Here is an 18584-nt window from a genome sequence, read left to right as displayed (position 1 = left end):
CATCCCCTTTCCAGTCCGTAGGTAGATATCCGACTGCTTCAGCCCCCGCGTGGAGAAATGACCGGATCAATAGCTGTAGTTATAGGTTCTCATAGCGGTTCATGTCCAATACGCCCTCTTCCACCGGCGTGGTTTCGTGGATGTATTGCGACAAGTCGTGGAAGTACTGCCAGAACAGCGGGTGACTGCGGCGCACACCCCAGCGGTCGACGATTTTCTCGAAGCTCTTGGCGTCCTTGGCCTGCTCCATCTGCGCGACAAACTCAGGCACTTGCCGGGCGGGAATATTGAACATGAAGTTCGGGTAGCTGCTGAGCACGCCAGGGTAAATGGTCACCGTGTCCAGGCCCGGCTGATAGCGATACGCCTCACCCAGCAGGAACGCCACGTTACTGTGGGCACGGTTGCGCAGCAGGCTGTAGACCTCGCGCTTGCCGCTGGCGGTTTCGATACGCAGCATGGTGGCTTCGGGCAATTGCTCGATCACCTTGAGCCCCGCCGCCGGGCGCGAGGTCAGGCGGCTCAGGGCTTGCTCGGCATCCTGCAAGGCCGGGTCAATGCCGTCGCGGGAGCAGAACGCGCCGCTGCAGCGGTTGATCGGGTCGGGGCTGGCGTTCAAATGGCCGTAGCGGGTCAGCAACTGGTCGGCGAAGTCACGCTTGGGGTCCTTCTCGCTCAGGTGCAAACCACTGGCCTTGTCATCGTCAATCGCCTCGTAGTCCAGCCACAACTTGAGCTTGCCGCTGTTCTGGTACCAGTCGTCCATGAAGTCTTCGCGGGTATCCGCTGGCATCAAGCGCAGGAAGTTCTGCTCGGCGCCGTTGCGGATCAGGTCGAAATACAGCCGGGTCTGGGCCTGGTGCGAGACGTTGCCGAACACATCGAAATTCACCGCCAACTGATAATAGGTGCGTTCCAGCAGTGGGTAGTCGAACAGCCACATCGTCTGCGGGACCTCGCCAATCAGGCCCTTGGTCACCGAGGCGCTGTCGAAATGGCGGAAAATACTCAACAAGGCGTTGTCATTGCCCGCCCACAGCGTTGACCAGCTCGGCGCCGGCAGGTCTGCGTAGTTGTCACGGCGCAGGGCTTCGTACTGGTTGCGCTTGTCGCGATAGGCCAGCCACAGGCTCAGCACGCTGCCCACATCGTCATTCTGCCCGGGCATGGCCAGCAACGGCGTGGCCTGGCCGCGATAGCGCGCATCGGTGATGTACAGGTCGTGGTCGGGGTCCTGGAACAGCGTCCAGAAGTTATCGCGGATCACATCCGTGGCGATCTGGCCACGGCACACCGGCCCGCGAATGAAGGTACGCACGAAGTACTCGGCGTTATCAAGCATGAATTGGTAGCGCGCTTTGGCCGGGATCGCTTCGAATGTCGCGAACGGGTTGGCACGGCTGCCAGGGCCGTAGCCTGGCAAGGCCGTGGCCTGCCAGTCGCCGGCGTAGAACAATGCCTTGATCCGCGCCATCTTCTGGGCACTGAACGGATAGGTGATGTGGGTTTTATGCACGATCACACCCTGCACCGGCCACAGGCGGTAATACACCTGGGTGCCCGGGTCGTCGTTGGGGCGACGGGTGGCGATCAGGTCAATCGGCTGGCCACTGGGCGTGCGCGAACGCACCCACTGGAAGTAATGCCCCGGCTCGCCGTTCTCGAAATAGATATGTGCCAGGAACAAATGCTCGAACAACCAGCGCGCCACCAGGCTTTGCCGGGCGCCCGGCTGGTTGAACAGGTTTTCCCACTGCTGCACTTGCAGGGCTTCCTTGGCGCTGGGTGCCAAGCCTTGCTCATCAATTGGCGCACCGGAGGCCAGCCAGCGTTGCAACGTCTGGTATTGCTGGTCGGTCAGGCCGGTAACCGCCAGCGGCATGCCTTCCTTGGGGTGAGCGCCGGCATAGGCATTGAACTCGCCGGGCGTCGCGCACATGTTTTCGCGGTTGAGCCCCAGCACAATGTTGTCGGGCAGCTTGGCATTGGGCGCCAGCGGCGCGTTGTGCCCCAGCTCCAGCATGCGCGCCATCAGCGCAGCCTGGCTGCCCTGGGCGTCCAGCACCGAATAGAAGCCCTTCTGCTGCCACGCCTGTTTACCGAATGCGTCATAAAACAAGCGGGTGGTGGGCGTGGCCTGGCTGCGCTCGCCGTCATACACCGGCATTTTGCTTGCACCCCGCGCTGCGCCTTCGGCACTGCCCAGGTTGAGCTGGCAGGCGGAGTCATAGCAGGCATGGCAGGCCACGCATTTTTCAGTAAAGATGGGTTGGATGTCGCGGGTGTAGGAAATCGCCGAAGCGGGACCTGCCGCCTGAGCGCTGCTGGCTATCAAGGCCAGGGCGGCGCTGACGATTAAACGAAGTGACATGTATCCGGTCCCGATTCAAGGCGTGCGGTGTTTGAAGTGGCGTGATTCTACCGGGCCATGCACCCCAGCAACATGAGCGATATTCATGCAAAACCTCTACATGCTCCAAAAGCCCGCAGGTTTGTTATGATTCACGCCCTCCGAAATGCCTGACCAGAGTAGTCCCATGTCCGACCGAAGCGTTCGTCTGCAAGCCCTTCACCACGCCCTCAAGGAACGTATCCTGATCTTGGACGGTGGCATGGGCACGATGATCCAGAGCTATAAGCTCGAGGAGCAGGACTACCGTGGCAAACGCTTCGCCGATTGGCCGAGCGACGTCAAGGGCAACAACGACTTGCTGGTGCTCACCCGTCCCGACGTGATTGGCGGCATCGAGAAGGCGTACCTGGACGCTGGCGCCGACATTCTGGAAACCAACACCTTCAACGCCACGCGCATCTCCATGGCCGACTACGGCATGGAAGAGCTGGCGTATGAACTGAACGTGGAAGGCGCGCGCCTGGCACGTAAAATCGCCGACGCCAAAACCCACGAAAACCCGGCCAAGCCGCGCTTCGTGGCCGGCGTGCTGGGCCCCACCAGCCGCACCTGTTCGCTGTCGCCAGACGTGAACAACCCTGGCTACCGCAACGTCACCTTCGATGAACTGGTGGAAAACTACACCGAGGCCACCCAGGGCCTGATCGAAGGCGGCGCCGACCTGATCCTGATCGAAACCATCTTCGACACCCTCAACGCCAAGGCCGCGATCTTCGCCGTGCAAGGCGTGTTCGAAACCCTGGGTATCGAACTGCCGATCATGATTTCCGGCACCATCACCGACGCCTCCGGCCGTACCCTGTCGGGCCAGACCACCGAAGCGTTCTGGAACTCCGTGGCCCACGCCAAGCCGATCTCGGTCGGCTTGAACTGCGCCCTGGGTGCCAGCGAGCTGCGCCCCTACCTGGAAGAGTTGTCGAACAAGGCCAACACCCATGTGTCGGCGCACCCCAACGCGGGCCTGCCCAACGAGTTCGGCGAGTACGACGAACTGCCGTCGCAAACCGCCAAAGTCATTGAAGAGTTCGCCCAAAGCGGCTTCCTGAACATCGTCGGCGGTTGCTGCGGCACCACGCCAGGGCATATCGAAGCCATCGCCAAGGCCGTGGCCGGTTATGCGCCACGCCCGATTCCGGAGATTCCAAAGGCCTGCCGCCTGTCGGGCCTGGAGCCGTTCACCATCGACCGCAGTTCGTTGTTCGTCAACGTCGGCGAGCGCACCAACATTACCGGCTCGGCCAAGTTCGCCCGCCTGATCCGTGAAGACAACTACACCGAAGCCCTTGAAGTTGCCCTGCAGCAGGTGGAAGCCGGCGCCCAGGTGATCGACATCAACATGGACGAAGGCATGCTGGATTCGAAGAAGGCCATGGTGACCTTCCTTAATCTGATTGCCGGCGAGCCAGACATCTCCCGCGTGCCGATCATGATCGACTCCTCCAAGTGGGAAGTGATCGAAGCCGGCCTCAAATGCATCCAGGGCAAGGGCATCGTCAACTCCATCAGCATGAAGGAAGGCGTGGAGCAGTTCATTCATCACGCCAAGCTGTGCAAGCGCTACGGCGCCGCGGTGGTGGTGATGGCTTTCGACGAAGCCGGCCAGGCCGACACCGAAGCGCGCAAGAAAGAAATCTGTAAACGCTCCTACGACATCCTGGTCGATGAAGTCGGCTTCCCGCCGGAAGACATCATCTTCGACCCGAACATCTTCGCGGTCGCCACCGGTATCGAAGAGCACAACAACTACGCCGTCGACTTCATCAACGCCTGTGCCTATATCCGTGACGAACTGCCCTACGCGCTGACCTCCGGTGGCGTGTCCAACGTGTCGTTCTCGTTCCGTGGCAACAACCCGGTGCGCGAGGCGATCCACTCGGTGTTCCTGCTGCATGCGATCCGCGCGGGCCTGACCATGGGCATCGTCAACGCCGGCCAGTTGGAGATCTACGACCAGATCCCCGTCGAGCTGCGTGACGCCGTGGAAGACGTGGTGCTCAACCGCACGCCGGACGGCACCGACGCCTTGCTGGCGATTGCCGACAAGTACAAGGGCGACGGCAGCGTCAAGGAAGCCGAGACCGAGGAATGGCGTGGCTGGGACGTCAACAAGCGCCTGGAACACGCACTGGTCAAGGGCATCACCACGCACATCGTTGAAGACACCGAGGAATCGCGCCTGTCGTTTGCGCGCCCGATCGAAGTGATCGAAGGCCCGCTGATGTCGGGCATGAACATCGTCGGCGACCTGTTTGGCGCCGGTAAGATGTTCCTGCCCCAGGTGGTGAAATCCGCCCGCGTGATGAAGCAGGCGGTGGCGCACTTGATCCCGTTCATCGAGCTGGAAAAAGGCGACAAGCCCGAAGCCAAGGGCAAGATCCTGATGGCCACGGTCAAGGGCGACGTGCATGACATCGGCAAGAACATCGTTGGCGTGGTACTCGGTTGCAACGGCTATGACATCGTCGACCTGGGCGTGATGGTGCCGGCGGAAAAAATCCTGCAAGTGGCCAAGGAGCAGAAGTGCGACATCATTGGCCTGTCCGGCCTGATCACGCCGTCCCTGGATGAAATGGTGCACGTGGCCCGCGAGATGCAGCGCCAGGATTTCCACCTGCCCTTGATGATCGGTGGCGCCACCACCTCCAAGGCGCACACGGCGGTGAAGATCGAGCCCAAGTACAGCAATGACGCGGTGATCTACGTCACCGACGCCTCCCGCGCCGTGGGCGTGGCCACGCAGTTGCTGTCCAAGGAGCTGAAGGCCGGTTTCGTCGAGAAAACCCGCCTGGAATACATCGACGTGCGTGAGCGCACCTCCAACCGCAGCGCACGTACCGAGCGCTTGAGCTACGCCGCCGCCATCGCCAAGAAGCCGCAGTTTGACTGGAGCGACTACACGCCAGTGGTGCCGACCTTTACCGGCGCCAAGGTGCTGGACAATATCGACCTCAACGTGTTGGCCGAGTACATCGACTGGACACCGTTCTTTATCTCCTGGGACCTTGCCGGCAAATTCCCGCGCATCCTTACCGATGAAGTGGTGGGTGAAGCCGCCACCGCGCTGTACGCCGACGCCCGGGCCATGCTCAAGAAGCTGATCGACGAAAAACTCATCAGCGCCCGCGCCGTGTTCGGTTTCTGGCCGACCAACCAGGTGCAGGACGATGACCTCGAAGTCTACGGCGACGACGGCCAGCCGATTGCCCGGTTGCATCACCTGCGCCAGCAGATCATCAAGACCGACGGCAAGCCGAACTTCTCCCTGGCTGACTTCGTTGCGCCCAAAGACAGCGGCGTAACCGACTACATCGGTGGCTTTATCACCACCGCCGGCATCGGTGCCGAGGAAGTCGCCAAGGCGTACCAGGATGCTGGCGACGATTACAACTCGATCATGGTCAAGGCCCTCGCCGACCGCCTGGCCGAAGCCTGCGCCGAATGGCTGCACCAGCAGGTGCGTAAAGAACACTGGGGCTACGCCAAGGATGAGCAACTGGACAACGAGGCGCTGATCAAGGAGCAATACAGCGGCATCCGCCCTGCCCCCGGCTACCCGGCGTGCCCGGACCACACCGAGAAGGCGCAGTTGTTCCAACTGCTCGACCCCGAGGCCCGCGAAATGCAGGCCGGGCGCAGCGGGGTGTTCCTCACCGAGCACTACGCGATGTTCCCGGCGGCGGCGGTCAGTGGCTGGTACTTTGCCCACCCGCAGGCGCAGTACTTTGCCGTGGGCAAGGTCGACAAGGACCAGGTGGCCAGCTACACCGCGCGCAAAGGCCAGGATCTGGCCGTGACCGAACGCTGGCTGGCGCCGAACCTGGGTTACGACAACTGACAGAGCGAGGCCGAACTCGGTCAAAATGTGGGAGCGGGCTTGCTCGCGAATGCGGTGCTTCAGTCAACTTATCAGTGACTGACACTCTGCTTTCGCGAGCAAGCCCGCTCCCACATTAGTTCTCAGCGGATACTGGCCAGGCGTTGTATCTCCATGCGCGACAGTTGCATCAACTTCAGGTTACGCGCGGTCGCCCGCTCCACTTCCAGGCGATTCAGCGCTTCTTCGTAGCGGCGCAGGCTCTGGGCATCGGCACGCTCGGCGTGCTCGTCCTCCAGCGCTTCATACTTCTGCGCAAGCTCCTTGTTCAGCGCATCGAATTGTTCGGGATAGCGCTCTTGCAGGTACCGAGCCCAATGATCCTGGGCGACCAGGTACTCGATGAACTCATCGGAGTCTTCCTGGACGATGATGCTGGCCTGGATCTGCGCGCGCCGGGTGCCCTCGATCGGGCGACCAAACGCCATGTACTCCGGTTGCCCCGGCAGTTCTAAACCGTCGGGCCAGCCATGGGTCAAGCCTATGCGATACCTCAAGCGCTCCTCGGCCCGGTCCAGGCCCGTGGCCGACGCTTCGGCCAATTGATCGACCCGGTTGAGCCGGAACAACTGCCGCGATAAATCCAGCAGCGCTCGCCCTCGAAGATCGGGCCTTTGCAACGGGATGCCGTGCAAGGCGCGGTGTTCGAATACACGTACCTCCATCTGACTGAAGGTGAGGATACGCCCGTCGATACAGGTGCCGTGGGTTTCGGCCTCGACGAACAACAGGCTGCGTAACTCCGCATTCGTGGTGGCCACCTCGATCACGTCCCACACCCGCTGCCTGAGACCGGCGCGGTTGAAGTTGAACTCCGAGGTCAGGCGCAGGCTCGACATCAACCAGAAAAACCGGTCGTGGCCAGGGGCTTGTGCCAGTTGCTCCCACAGCGCCGTGCGCTGCGCGATCTGCCTAGGGTTGGAACCCTCCAGCCAGGGCTCCAGCGACGCCGGGGCAACAGCGAGCTGCGGCTCGGGCAACGCCTCCACAGGCTCGACGCCAGCCCCCCCATCACCGTCCGGGTCTGAGTCGGAGCTCGAATCGGTATCGGAACTGGCGTCTGAATCCGTGTCGGCACCTGCCTCGAAGCGCCGGTGCCAACGGTCAAGTTCTGCCCTTGGCAACCCCATCAATTCAGTCAATTGGTGCCTGTCGGCGTAACGGTACAGGGCCTCGCGCGCGGCCGGCGTCAGAGTGTGGTTACCCGACAAGTCAGTGCCTGCTACCAACGCATCATGGGCGCCACTGAGCAGGCTGGGCGGCAAGTTGGCTAACACATTGCCACTCAGGTCCAAGTGGGTCAGGTGTGAGGCGGCCAATACCCCCTCGGGCCATGTTGAAAGGCTGTTGTAGCTCAGGTCCAGCGTTTCAAGGCGGCTGAACGCGCTGGCATCGAACGTCTCCAGGTCGTTGTGGCTCATGTCCAGCCAGCGCAGGCGCTCGGCGCCCACCTGAGTTGGCAGCGTGGGTGCCTGCGTGAACAGGTTGGTGGCCAGTTCCAGCCGTTCAAGTTGCGCCATGCCTGCGACCGCATCGGGCAGTACTGATAGTTGGTTAGCGCTGAGTATCAAACGGTTTGCCCGCGTGAAAGCGCCCAGAAACTCGTTACTGCCTTGGGCCGTCAGCCTGACACCGGTTAAATCGAGTGTGCGGACATGCTCGAAGGCCATGTTGAGCGCGGGCAGATCGCCGGTCTTCAGCCCCTTCAGGCTCAGTGTGTCCCCCGCCTCACCGGTGTGCCCCGCCGTCACGCCTTGCTGCCAGGACAAACGGATAGACTCTGCCGCTCGCGTACGGGTAAAAGCAATGGTGTCGCCATCGGCGACTCGGATTTCTCGGCTGAATACCCAGCCGTTCAAGGTTCGCGTGAGCACCTCAAAGGTCCGCTGCCATTGACTGAGCAGCGTATCGAGTTGCGTGTCGCTCATGCCGGCTTGGCGCAACTGCTCGATCCTTGCCGCCCCTTGCTCATCGTTCAGCCCGGCATTTACGCGCCGCAAACGCACGACGAAACTGGCAGTCTCCTCAGGGTTTTCAGGCATCTGCCGCCAGAACAGTAAATACCGTGATAACGACGCGGCCGTCTCCGTCGGCGGAAATGTCCAGGGCTCTTGTGCCAGCGCAAAACGGCTCAAGGCGCCCTGAGGCAGCCCCCTCTCCCGCTCGATGCGGTTGCGCGCCCTATTCAATGCCGCCTCGCCTTCAGCGCTCAACGGGTTACCCGCCAGTTCGGTGCGCAACAGCATATCCGGGTGGCTGAGGGCGCTGGGGGCAAGGCTCGTCAACGCGTTGTCACGCATATCCAGGCAGGCTAACTGCGCAAGGTTTTCGGCGCCAGTCGGCCAGGCCTGCAACCGCGTATCGCGCAGATTCAAGGCCGTCAGCTTCGTCATCGCACTGACATTCAATCCACCCAGCGGGTTGTACTGCAGGTTCAACACTTGCAGATTCTTCATCCCATCAAATTGAGCCTGCACCGCAGGGGTCACCACGATAAGGTTATCGGACAGGTTCAGGTGGGTCAGGGACGGCAGCACGTCGGCGGCGACAGGCACGTCGCTGAGGTAGCTGTAACGCACTTCCAGTTGCTCTACGCCACCAAACGCACGGACGAAACCTTTGAGCTGGTCGGCGGGCACATCCTCCAGCCAGCTCAGCTTGAGGGTTTTCACATGGGAAAAAGTACCGGCAGGCAACACGGGCAACTCGTCAATTTTCTCGCTGCTCAATTCGGCAGCGGTGGGCAGGTCAAAGGCCGGCAGTTCGAACACCGAACCATCAAAAGTATCGCCCTGCCCGCTGATCTCCTCGTCGAGCTTGACCCCGTAGCGCTTACTCACGGCCCAGGTCCAGCTTTTTTCAAGCGCCGTCAAGATGCGTGCGTTATACCCCGCCTCCCAGCGCTCTACACGAAACTTATGCCTGATGCCCGGAAGCGTTGATGGCTGATAAAACTGTTTGAAGATACCCAGGTGTTCTTCGCGCAGCGCCTGGAGCGCATTCATGCGTGTTTGCGGGGTCTTCCAGGTGCTCATGAGCGCGTCGGTCACTCGCTCGGCGACCGTCTTTTCGCCCATCAGCAACGCCAGTTCTCCCTGGGCGAAACCTTTGACCATTTCATCCAGATTCATGAGGTGCGGACCAGAGCTCCCCGCGTAATTCTTGACGTGTTCGTAGGCCGGTTTGAACGCTTCATAGCTCAGTTGCGACCAGTCCAGCGACAGCCCTCGCCACAGCCGTTCATACCCGGTGTAAAGGCTGTCTGGGAGCTTGAGCACTCTGGTTTGTGCCAGGTCCAGGCGCTCCAGCTGCGCCAGTTGATGTACATAGGCTGGCCATTGCAACGTCACATTGGGCGCAACGACTCTCAACGTTTTGAGCTGCTGCAGCGGAGTAAGGTCAAGGCTGTCGAGGCGCGCGCTCTGATAGCCAAAGTAGCCGACCTCCAAGCGCTCAAGGCCGGTCAATGTTGCCAGCCTGGCGGGAAATTGCTCCGCCAGCTCAGATGTCCTCAACGTCAGCCTCAGGTGCTTGAGCCCCTCCAGGCGCGCCAGCGAGACCGGCAAGTTGGTCAGCAAGGGACGTGGCACGCGCTCTGCGCGCAGGCCCTGGGTGGCTTCGATGGACAGGCTTTCAAGCTTGGGAAAATAGCGCAGAAACTCGTCGATATTGCCGTCATGCAAGGCGGCACCGCTGACGTTCAACTCGCGCACATGGGAAAAGTTCGCGGTCAGGGGCGGCAGCGGCGTATCCAGGTTCAGCGACAATACCTGCGCGCCGGGCACCTTGCCGGCCAGCACAGCCTGGCGCCAACTGCGCTTGAGGGCCTGGGCGGCCAAAAGGTGGTAATGGCGGTCGGCCGGCGCTGCGCGACTGATCCAGCCATCCAGAGTTGCCTGCATCTGGCGGTTTTCTTCAAACAACGCCCTGAGTCGATTCGCAATCGCCCGGACATCGTTGCCCGCCTGCCGCAGCTCAAGGATAAAGTCATCAACCTGGGCGTCCGTCAAATCAGGGTAGATCTTGCGCACCTCGCGGATAATCGCCTGGCGCGGGTCAGGCATGCGCCCACTGGCGTAATACCCCTTGAGTACGCCATTGACCCGCGCAGGCGCCTTGAACCACTGCGTCTTGGGCTCCAGCCACACGCCCGCTTGTAGACGATGCTTGTCGGCCTGCGCGATGATTTTCGCCTGCAGCGCCGCCTGCTGGCTTACCTGCGGCACCCCCAAGCTCTGGCGCGCATCATCGGGGAGCGCATGCATCAACGAAGCGAAAAAGTTATCGCCATTCCTGGGCAGACTATTGAGGGCCTCACCGCGTTCATCGAACGCCTGGTAACCGGGGCCTTGCTTGACCAGGTACTTTTTTGCGCTCGCCGCCTGCGGGCCGATACTGTCGAGCAATGCGCCGTCGATACGGCCGTCACGTACCTCCAGGCGTAACGTCGACGGCCAGCCCGGCAACGTCTCAAGGGTATTGAGCGCCAGCCGGCGACTGTCCGCCGTGGCGATGGCCTCACGGCGCAGCCCGGCATAGGCACGTACCAGGCGCCCTTGGCGGGCATACCAGCGGGCCTCCTCCAACATGTTCAAGGGCACACGCGGTGCGGTCTCGAAGGATGCCAGCTCGTCGGCACTGGCGTGCTCGAGCACAGCTTGCGCCGCCGAGTCACTGAGCCCCGGGCAGTTGCGCTGCAGCCGGCGGACACGCGGGTCCACCGCTTCGGTACCGGCATAGATACTGTCGAAAATCGCGGGCTTGCGTTGGCGCGCGTGGTCGGCAAGCTGCTTGTTGAACTCAAGCTTGCGCGCCTCGCGAACCCGCGCAGCCTCGGCGCCAAGCAATTGCACACGTTCGGACTCATCCAGGGCCTCCAGAATACGCTCGGGTAGCTCGCCGCCCAGGATATGCTGGCGGCTGACCTTGATGGTCGCACCTGTACGCGAACGCCCCACGCCGTACCTGACCGGTTTAGCCGTCAGTGCTGGGCCGTCGATGATTTCCAGCGCCCGCCCTTGTGGCCAGCGAGGCATTTCCACAATCAGCGGCAACGCATACAGGTACAACTCATCAATGGGTTTGGCGCCTTCCAGTTGTTCGATCACCGCGGCGGCGGCGGTGTCCGTGTTGAACAAACGCATTGCCTCCAGCAGCTCAGGAGGCGCGGGCGTACGCTCAACGTGCATCTTGCGCAGGGTGTTGTCGCTGACGCCACTGACATCGGCCAACGTGAGCAACGCCTGGTCGGTGAAAGCCTCGGTTGCATGCCCTATTCGCCGCAACAGCGTCAGGCGGTCCCACTCCAGCGGCCGCTCCAAGGTGTGCTGCCAGGCACCGTGGCCGTTGTGCTCAAGGAGCGGCTGGTAAGCCTGGGGATCGGTTGGGTGCTTGATCCGCCATTGTTGCAACGACGTGTCGAATGACTGCTCGTAAGCCTGGGCGCCCAGGCGGATATAAGTCTTGCCCTCTTTCGTATACTGGCCCAGGTCATTGGGGCTCAGCGTGGGCTCAAGCGTCACCGGGCTGGCATAGCGCTCCAGGCTGGCCCTCCACAGCCGGGTTCGACCATCGGGCAGCTTCACTTCATTCAATGCTTCGATCACAGGCTGCGCCTTGGCCGCCCGCCAGCGGCTGACTCCTGCGCCCACGCCGGCCATCACCGCGATCTGCGCAAGGTTCTCGGCGACGTCGATCAGGTGTGCCTTGGCCGCTTGCAGGTCACCTTCGCCCCATTCAACCGCGCCTTCCAGCGTCTCATACAGCAACTGTCCAGCCATCACAGTCATCATTACCTCGCCCAGCACCGGCACGAACATCGAGGCCATGTTCAGCCCGAGCATGCCGATCTCCAGCAGGTGCGCAAGCTTGGCCTCACGCGCCTTGGCATCCACATCGGCAGCAGGCACTGCGTGGGCGCGGGCGTCGGTGATCAACTGCTCGCGATGTTGCTCATAAAAGTACTTCCAGGGGTCGATGTTCGCCGCCCAGATGCCCTTGCCGGCCCGGGTACGTGTGGAAGGTGAAAGATACGGGTCGTTGTTGGGTTCCAGTTTGGCTGGCTTCTCGGGCGGCAACTCCTTGATGCCGGTGATGAAGTGCGGGGTGGTGAAGTCCAGGAGTTTTTTCCAGGGCGAGCGCCAGATGTCAGTGGGCGAATCGGCGGCTTTCTGGGTGAACTGACTGAAGTAATACGCTCTTTTTTCATAGGGTACGAACCGGCTGAAAAACGCCTGGTACGGCGTCGGTGTCGCATCAGCAGGTTTAGCCGCATCGCGCTCGGTGAACAGACGCTTGAATTGCGCTTCCATCTGCGCCCAAGTGTAGCGCTTGAGCGGGTGCACCGGGTCCTGGGGAATGTAGATGATCAGCTCATTGGGGTAGGTGTATTTTTTACAGATCAAAAACACCATGCAGCCGGTCATTCTGAGCTTCATCAGGCCCAGGGTCCTGAACCACACTTGTTTGTTGCCCATCCACGGATGAATTTCACCCTCGATCACCGACAGGATCATGCGCTGGTCGGCGGGCAGGATATCCCCGGTCAACACGGCCTGCTCGGCGGCGGCCTTCAATGCAGCCTTCTGGCTGGCGATAAAATGCTCGCGCAAGGTCGCTTGCGCCTGCCCCTCCTCAGGGTAAAAAAACGTCTGCAGATAAGCTTGGTACTTGACGCCGATATCCAGGCTCCGGCACAGGCTCAGGAACTGGCTGACTTTAAGGTTGACCGTGACTGAATGGTAGGTGCCGGGGGTGTCGGTTGCTTCCACGAACCCCGAAGTCTTGTGGTAAGCCCCTTCCTTGCACTCATCGGCCTCGAAATTGTGCAAGGCCGCATCCAGCATCGACAGTTTCAGGAACTGGAAGTCCGAGATTTCTGTCTGGAGAACCCCAATCGCCAGCGGCCGGCGCAGGCATAGCAAGGTTTTATCGACGTCGACCTCTACTTGGTACTGATCCTTCAGTGCCTTGAGCAACAAGGGCCTGGCGAAGTCGTTGACGTCCTGGAAGCTGGCCATGGTTTTGTCCAACTGCGTCTGTGCACTGAAGCTTTCCAGAAAGCTGGCCGCTACCGCCTCGCGTTGAGCAGGTGAGGCTTTCTCAAGCCAGGTGGGCGGCGATGTGGTGGCGTCCTTGAGCGCTTGCCTGCGCGCAGGCAGGGCGTCGATCAGCCACCGAGGGCTGGCGTGTTCGAGGAAATCGCCATGCAGGCTCTGCGTCGCAGCTGGCGAAGAAGGTTGGGTTGCATCAGCCATCGTGTCACTCCTTTGAAATGGAGTGTCAGCACATCACGCGGGCCGTCACCTCAAGAGGTGCATATGTCGCGCGCGCGGGGCCACGCAGTAGCGGCGGTATCCCTATACCGTCCGCAACGTGACGGAATTGGATTTGCTATCGCTGGTCGGCCCATAGAGCCGCCCCTTGAATCAATACAGACAAAGGACTTTGCATGCCCAACCCAACCCCCTCGCCCTTCACAGCCCTTGAGCAACTGCCCGCCCAAGCGGTCCATGCCCGCTTCGCCACGCGCCCGGCCTTGTATTCGGTGGTGTTCAATGCCCTGCGCAGGCGCATTCTGGAACACTACCCCACGCTGCAACTGGACCTGCGCGCGGTCAAGCTGGCCACCCCTCACCCTGAGGGGCACTACACCTACCCCTCGTTGATGGAAGTGGCGATAGCCCATGCATTGAACCCGCAACCGCTGGACCTGCACCCACAACGCGAACTGCCTTACTACCTGACCCAGCAAGCGCCCAAGATCCTCAAGCCACAGGCGCCGGCACTGATCGGCATGCAGGTCATCGCACGCATCCTCGATGACCTGCCCGAGTCGCTGTCCCTGCACTGGCAGCATGACCTGGCGGACTATTGGAGTGAAACCGACAGCCATGACAGCAGCCGCTGGCAATGGTTGGCCGAGTTTCTCAACGGCCAAATGACTGCGGCAGCAGCGCGCCAATCCACCTTGAATCAAACCCAACGCGACATGCTGGCGGTTGTCGCCGCCTGGCCGGTATTGCAGGAGCGCCTGCCCCGTTCTACCCCCGCCACCTATGTCTTCTTCATCGAAAACACCTTTCATAGCGCCGGCAAGGAAGCGCTCCTGCTGACACCCGACCTGCTGCTGATGCGCGATAAACAGGTGCTGCTGTACAGCCTGGCCGGGACCATCGAAGCCTTCGACTCGATCGACGCCTTCGGCGAAGCCTGGGCGACGAGGATGCGCGAGCGCTTTGCGTTCGATAGCCTGACCTGGCGGCGCAACGAACCGAACGGCAACGTCTTCGAACAACAAGCCGGCTTGATTCTCAACCAACACCTGGAAGACCTCGCGACGCTGACGTTCCAGGGGCAAGAGGAAACCGCCCTGGGCAGGCGTCTGGAAACCCTCACCGACCCGGCAGTTTTCTTTACCCAGGTGCGCGTCCCCGCCGCCCCGACGTTGCAAAATGTCAGCGACCGATTGCCGGACTGGCTCAGCCAGGCTGATAGCGCAGACCGCTTTGCCTACCACCGCCACCTGCAGGACATGGCTCAGGTGCTGCAGCAGAACCAGGGGCAATCGTTCAACCAAGGGATCGAGGACCTCTACAGCTTCAGCCGCACCACCTTGCGCAAACAGATGCAAACCGATCACGGCGACTGCGATCCCGACGAGGTCGTGCTCGACTTCATCGTCAGTGCCGGCTACCCGGGCGGTGCAGGTATTGTCGAACATGTGCGCCTGTCGCTGACCGAGCTGGCGGTAAAGAACCTGTCCGGCAAACCCAGTGGCACGTTGAAAATCCTGGCCAAAGGCGCCCAGGCTTTGCCGGTCTGGCTCACAGAAGACTACTTGCTGGGCACCACAGGACTGATCCAACGCGTAGATATCGGCACGGCCTATCCGCAGAAAATCAAGGACACGCTGCTATCCGACACCGCCGATGCGCGACGACGCGAAGCACTGTTTACCCGGGAGCTGAAGGTCAAACTGCCAATGCAGGCGCTTGAATACAAGATGCGCCGGCAGCATGGCGTCAGCATCGCGGGCTATCGCTATGTGAAGGCGTTGATGGGTGAAACCCCGCTGGATCGCTACGTCGACGGCCAGGAGATCGTCCTGCGCCCACTGGCGCTGTGCCGCAAGGCCGGCGCCACACCTGATGAAGTCTGCAATACGTTTATCATCGAACCGCGTGATACCCGTATCGGCCCGCACCTGCTCTATCAACCGCTGTACGCCGATACGCTGCATGAGTTCCCCACCCGCCAGGCGCTGCTCGATGCCCTCGCCAGCCCCGGCGCGTTGCAAGACAGCGTGCTGATCTGGCTGAGCGACACGGCCCGCCCGATCTACGACCACGGCGGTATTCGCGAACCTCACCTCATTCGCTTCCTGCCGGGAGATGAGTTCAGCGTGCCTGAAAAACCCGAGCCCGCCACCCTGGCCGTCGATGAAGGTGCCGATGAATGGATGCAGTCGCAGATCAACGGTCAGTTGCTCAACCACCTGTTCGGCAGCACGGCACGGGCGCTCGTGGACCTGGCCGACCGCGAGTCGGTGTCCAACCGCGAAAGCCGCTGGGCCATTGTGATGCAAGGCGCCTGGTTACTGTTCAACACCCTGTTGCTGCCACTGGTACGGGGCCCGGCGATGCTGGTGGGGTGGTTCATGGTACTGGTCAGCAGCCTTGCGCAAGACCTGGCAGGCCTGGACAGCGATGATTCGACCACCCGCGAGCTGGCGTTGATTGATCTGTTGCTCAATACCGCAATGATATTGCTACACGCCGCCTCGCCCTCGGCGCAACCGCTCCGGGAGCCTACTGCGCAGGACCACGCCCTGCACCTGGAAACCTGGCGGCGCCCTGCCGGCCTGCCACGAACGCAGAGTACCGTGCCGGTACGCAATGGCCCGGTCGCACTCCCCGGAGAGCCTCCGGCCACGGGCCATACCGCCCTTGACTTCAGCCGCTCGCTTGCCAGCCCCATGGCCAGCGCACAGTTGCTCAAGGCGCTGGTTCAAGTGCATGTGCCCTGGCCCGAAACCTTACCCGCGCCGCAGCCAGCCGGTGCGCTGAAGGGGCTTTACCGCATCGACGGGACCTGGCATGCCAGCGTCGGCGGCTTGCTGTTCCAGGTAAGCATTGTGCCGGGGTTTGGCGAGGTCTATCTGGTACATCCGCAGCACCCGCAGCGTCCGGGTTTCAGGTTGATCAGCGACGGTCAGGGGCATTGGCGCCTGGACCGGCATGCCAGGCTGGAGGGGGGCATGCCCAGGGAACGGCTAAGCGAGTGGCAAAAAAAACGCAGGGAAAAATTGGAGCAACTGAGTTCAGGATTGGAAGCCCTGAGCATTGATGCAAGTGCATTGACGCCTCAGGCGCAACAGCTCAAAGATGCCGTAAGTCGCGCCAGGACCCAACTCATCGAACACAAACAAGCCTTGCGAGCTGACTGGGAAAGGCTCGACAGCCCTGCATTACTTGCCGCCCTGCGCCCCAGAATCGTTGAGCGCCATGAGCAAAGGCAACGCTCGGCAGCACGTGCCGCAACCGATTGGAACATCGCCGTCGACAACTACCATGAAAACACACAAGTGTATTTTTCGACGCAGGAAAGCTCTCTGGCAATGGCCCGAGAACTGCTGGAACTGGACAGAACACAGGTTCAATACAAACAGGTACAAGATGTCGCGACCGAAAATATTTACGATCACTTACTATTTTCATATTCAACACTGCATCAGAAAATCCAAAACACGCTGCAAACCGGGCGCGGCGAAAGTCTTGCCGAGCTACTGCTACGGGTCGACGCAGAACTGCCCAACCACGTCACGGACGCCTATGAGCAGTTCATCAGCGGTGCAACACAGCGGCTGAAACTGCTCAAGGAAATGGCCAAGATTGCAGAAAAAACGGAAGCCATTTTGCGACAGACCAGCCCGACAATGAGGACTAAGCTCTCAAGCAAAATCACCTCCAAAAACACGATTTCTGCGCGTGTTATAGAGCAGCATCTGTTGTTGGCGTTTGTTGAGTTGATCATCGACCGCGCCCGCGACACCGATAGCCCGAAGGAGCACCCTTTCCTTGAAGTGCTCACCGATCGGCGAGCGAGCGCTTCCATACTCACTCATACCGAAGTGCTCGCCACCAGCGGTTACTCACCGGCTGAACAAATGGATGTACTCAGGGATGCACTCCAGCAGTACGGTCGCCTGGAAAACGCCGTTAATTCGTTATCTGAAATGGGTTCCGAACTTGTGCGAGAAGAATATAGAGCCTCGTTCCTGGAGCAGTTCAGCCTGGCCCGCACTGCGTTGGAGGCGCAACTGGCCGAGTTGATCCTGTCTGAAGAGGGCTTTGTCCCCAGGCGCCCCGCCAATCGCGCCGCCCGGCAGAGACCGGCCAGCCGCAGAGTCATCAGAACCCGTAACCAAGAGACGCTTGTGGGTGACCTGCGCCCGAGCGAGCCTGGTGTCGAAGGCAGTTTCGTTGACATCAAGAACCCCCTCACCGGGCAAACCGTCGCCACTTATCACGAACACGCCAATGAAGGTGTGTGGAACATCGTGGAACCTGCGCGACCGCCCCAGCCTACTGTGCCTGCGGTACGCACGCTGAGAATGATCAAGGCGCAGGGACAAACCGTCAGGGACGAACGCACGGGTATCGATGCAAGCATTCGCTTCCAACAGCGCAAGCTTGAGGATCCCAGCCGACGCGACGTACTCGACCCGCATGAGTGGGATGTGATGCTGAGCCAGCATGCAGCAAAGTTCCAAGCCCTTGCAGAGGAACTCACGCGTGATCACAAGGCCAATGACGAGGGTATGGCACTGCGCAATGCCTATCTGGCTGAGGCGAACGCCGCCACGCAGCAAGCCCGCACAGTGTGCGCCGAAGGGTATAAACAGCAGCGCCCCAAAGCCGCCAATGTCGCCTACCTATGGCGTCATGGCTTTGTCGATATCAACCTGGTACGCAGCCGTGTCAGTTTGAAGGCCGGTGACTTTTTGACGGAGTATGCAATCCGCGACAAAAACCGGATCAACGCGGGCCAACGGGGCGAAGAAACGGTGTTGTGGTACGCCCACTTCCACTACCCCGCCGCGGATACCCCGCCCTCCACACCGGCATTCGGCCATCTGAAAACCATCGCCGAGCGCCGCTTCACCCGCAGAGAACTGATCGAACAGGCGCGCTCCGACAACCGCGCGGTGGTGAACCTGGAAAAAGCCGAAATCAGGCCGCCGCTGGACCAGGAGCTGTTTCTTGGGCTGGAGGTACTGTGACATGAGCAGACGCC

General features: G+C 61.1%; 4 protein-coding genes. 2 read left to right on the top strand and 2 right to left on the bottom strand.

The genetic code is table 11. From position 1 onward, the window contains the following. Positions 1-79: 79 nt before the first annotated feature. On the bottom strand, positions 80-2371 hold the full coding sequence (locus tag TX24_RS05455) for a fatty acid cis/trans isomerase (RefSeq protein ID WP_057709854.1): 2292 nt from the start codon (positions 2369-2371) through the stop codon (positions 80-82). 166 nt (positions 2372-2537) lie between these two features. Between TX24_RS05455 and metH the strand changes: the two genes are divergently transcribed. Further along, a complete protein-coding gene (gene metH, locus TX24_RS05450; RefSeq protein WP_057709853.1) occupies positions 2538-6248 on the top strand; it encodes a methionine synthase in 3711 nt (1236 codons plus the stop codon). Positions 6249-6370: 122 nt separating this feature from the next. Here the strand turns inward: metH and TX24_RS05445 are convergent, their stop codons facing one another. After that, complete coding sequence (locus TX24_RS05445) at positions 6371-13543, bottom strand: NEL-type E3 ubiquitin ligase domain-containing protein (RefSeq protein WP_057709852.1); 7173 nt, start codon at positions 13541-13543, stop codon at positions 6371-6373. 194 nt (positions 13544-13737) lie between these two features. Here TX24_RS05445 and TX24_RS05440 point away from each other — a divergent pair, with 194 nt between their 5' ends. Continuing rightward, positions 13738-18570 carry a coiled-coil domain-containing protein gene (locus TX24_RS05440; protein ID WP_057709851.1) on the top strand — a complete coding sequence of 1611 codons (4833 nt, stop codon included), beginning with the start codon at positions 13738-13740 and terminating at the stop codon, positions 18568-18570. Positions 18571-18584: the final 14 nt, after the last annotated feature.

This window comes from Pseudomonas lactis (assembly GCF_001439845.1).
GTDB classification, from domain to species: domain Bacteria; phylum Pseudomonadota; class Gammaproteobacteria; order Pseudomonadales; family Pseudomonadaceae; genus Aquipseudomonas; species Aquipseudomonas lactis.
The sequence above is the reverse complement of the archived record's forward strand: the minus strand, read 5'-3'. Positions and strand labels throughout refer to the sequence as shown.

Coding starts and splice junctions, on each gene's coding strand:
- TX24_RS05445 (WP_057709852.1), bottom strand. CDS start 13,543: ATGGCTGATGCAACCCAACCTTCTTCGCCAGCTGCGACGCAGAGCCTG.
- TX24_RS05455 (WP_057709854.1), bottom strand. CDS start 2,371: ATGTCACTTCGTTTAATCGTCAGCGCCGCCCTGGCCTTGATAGCCAGC.
- metH (WP_057709853.1), top strand. CDS start 2,538: ATGTCCGACCGAAGCGTTCGTCTGCAAGCCCTTCACCACGCCCTCAAG.
- TX24_RS05440 (WP_057709851.1), top strand. CDS start 13,738: ATGCCCAACCCAACCCCCTCGCCCTTCACAGCCCTTGAGCAACTGCCC.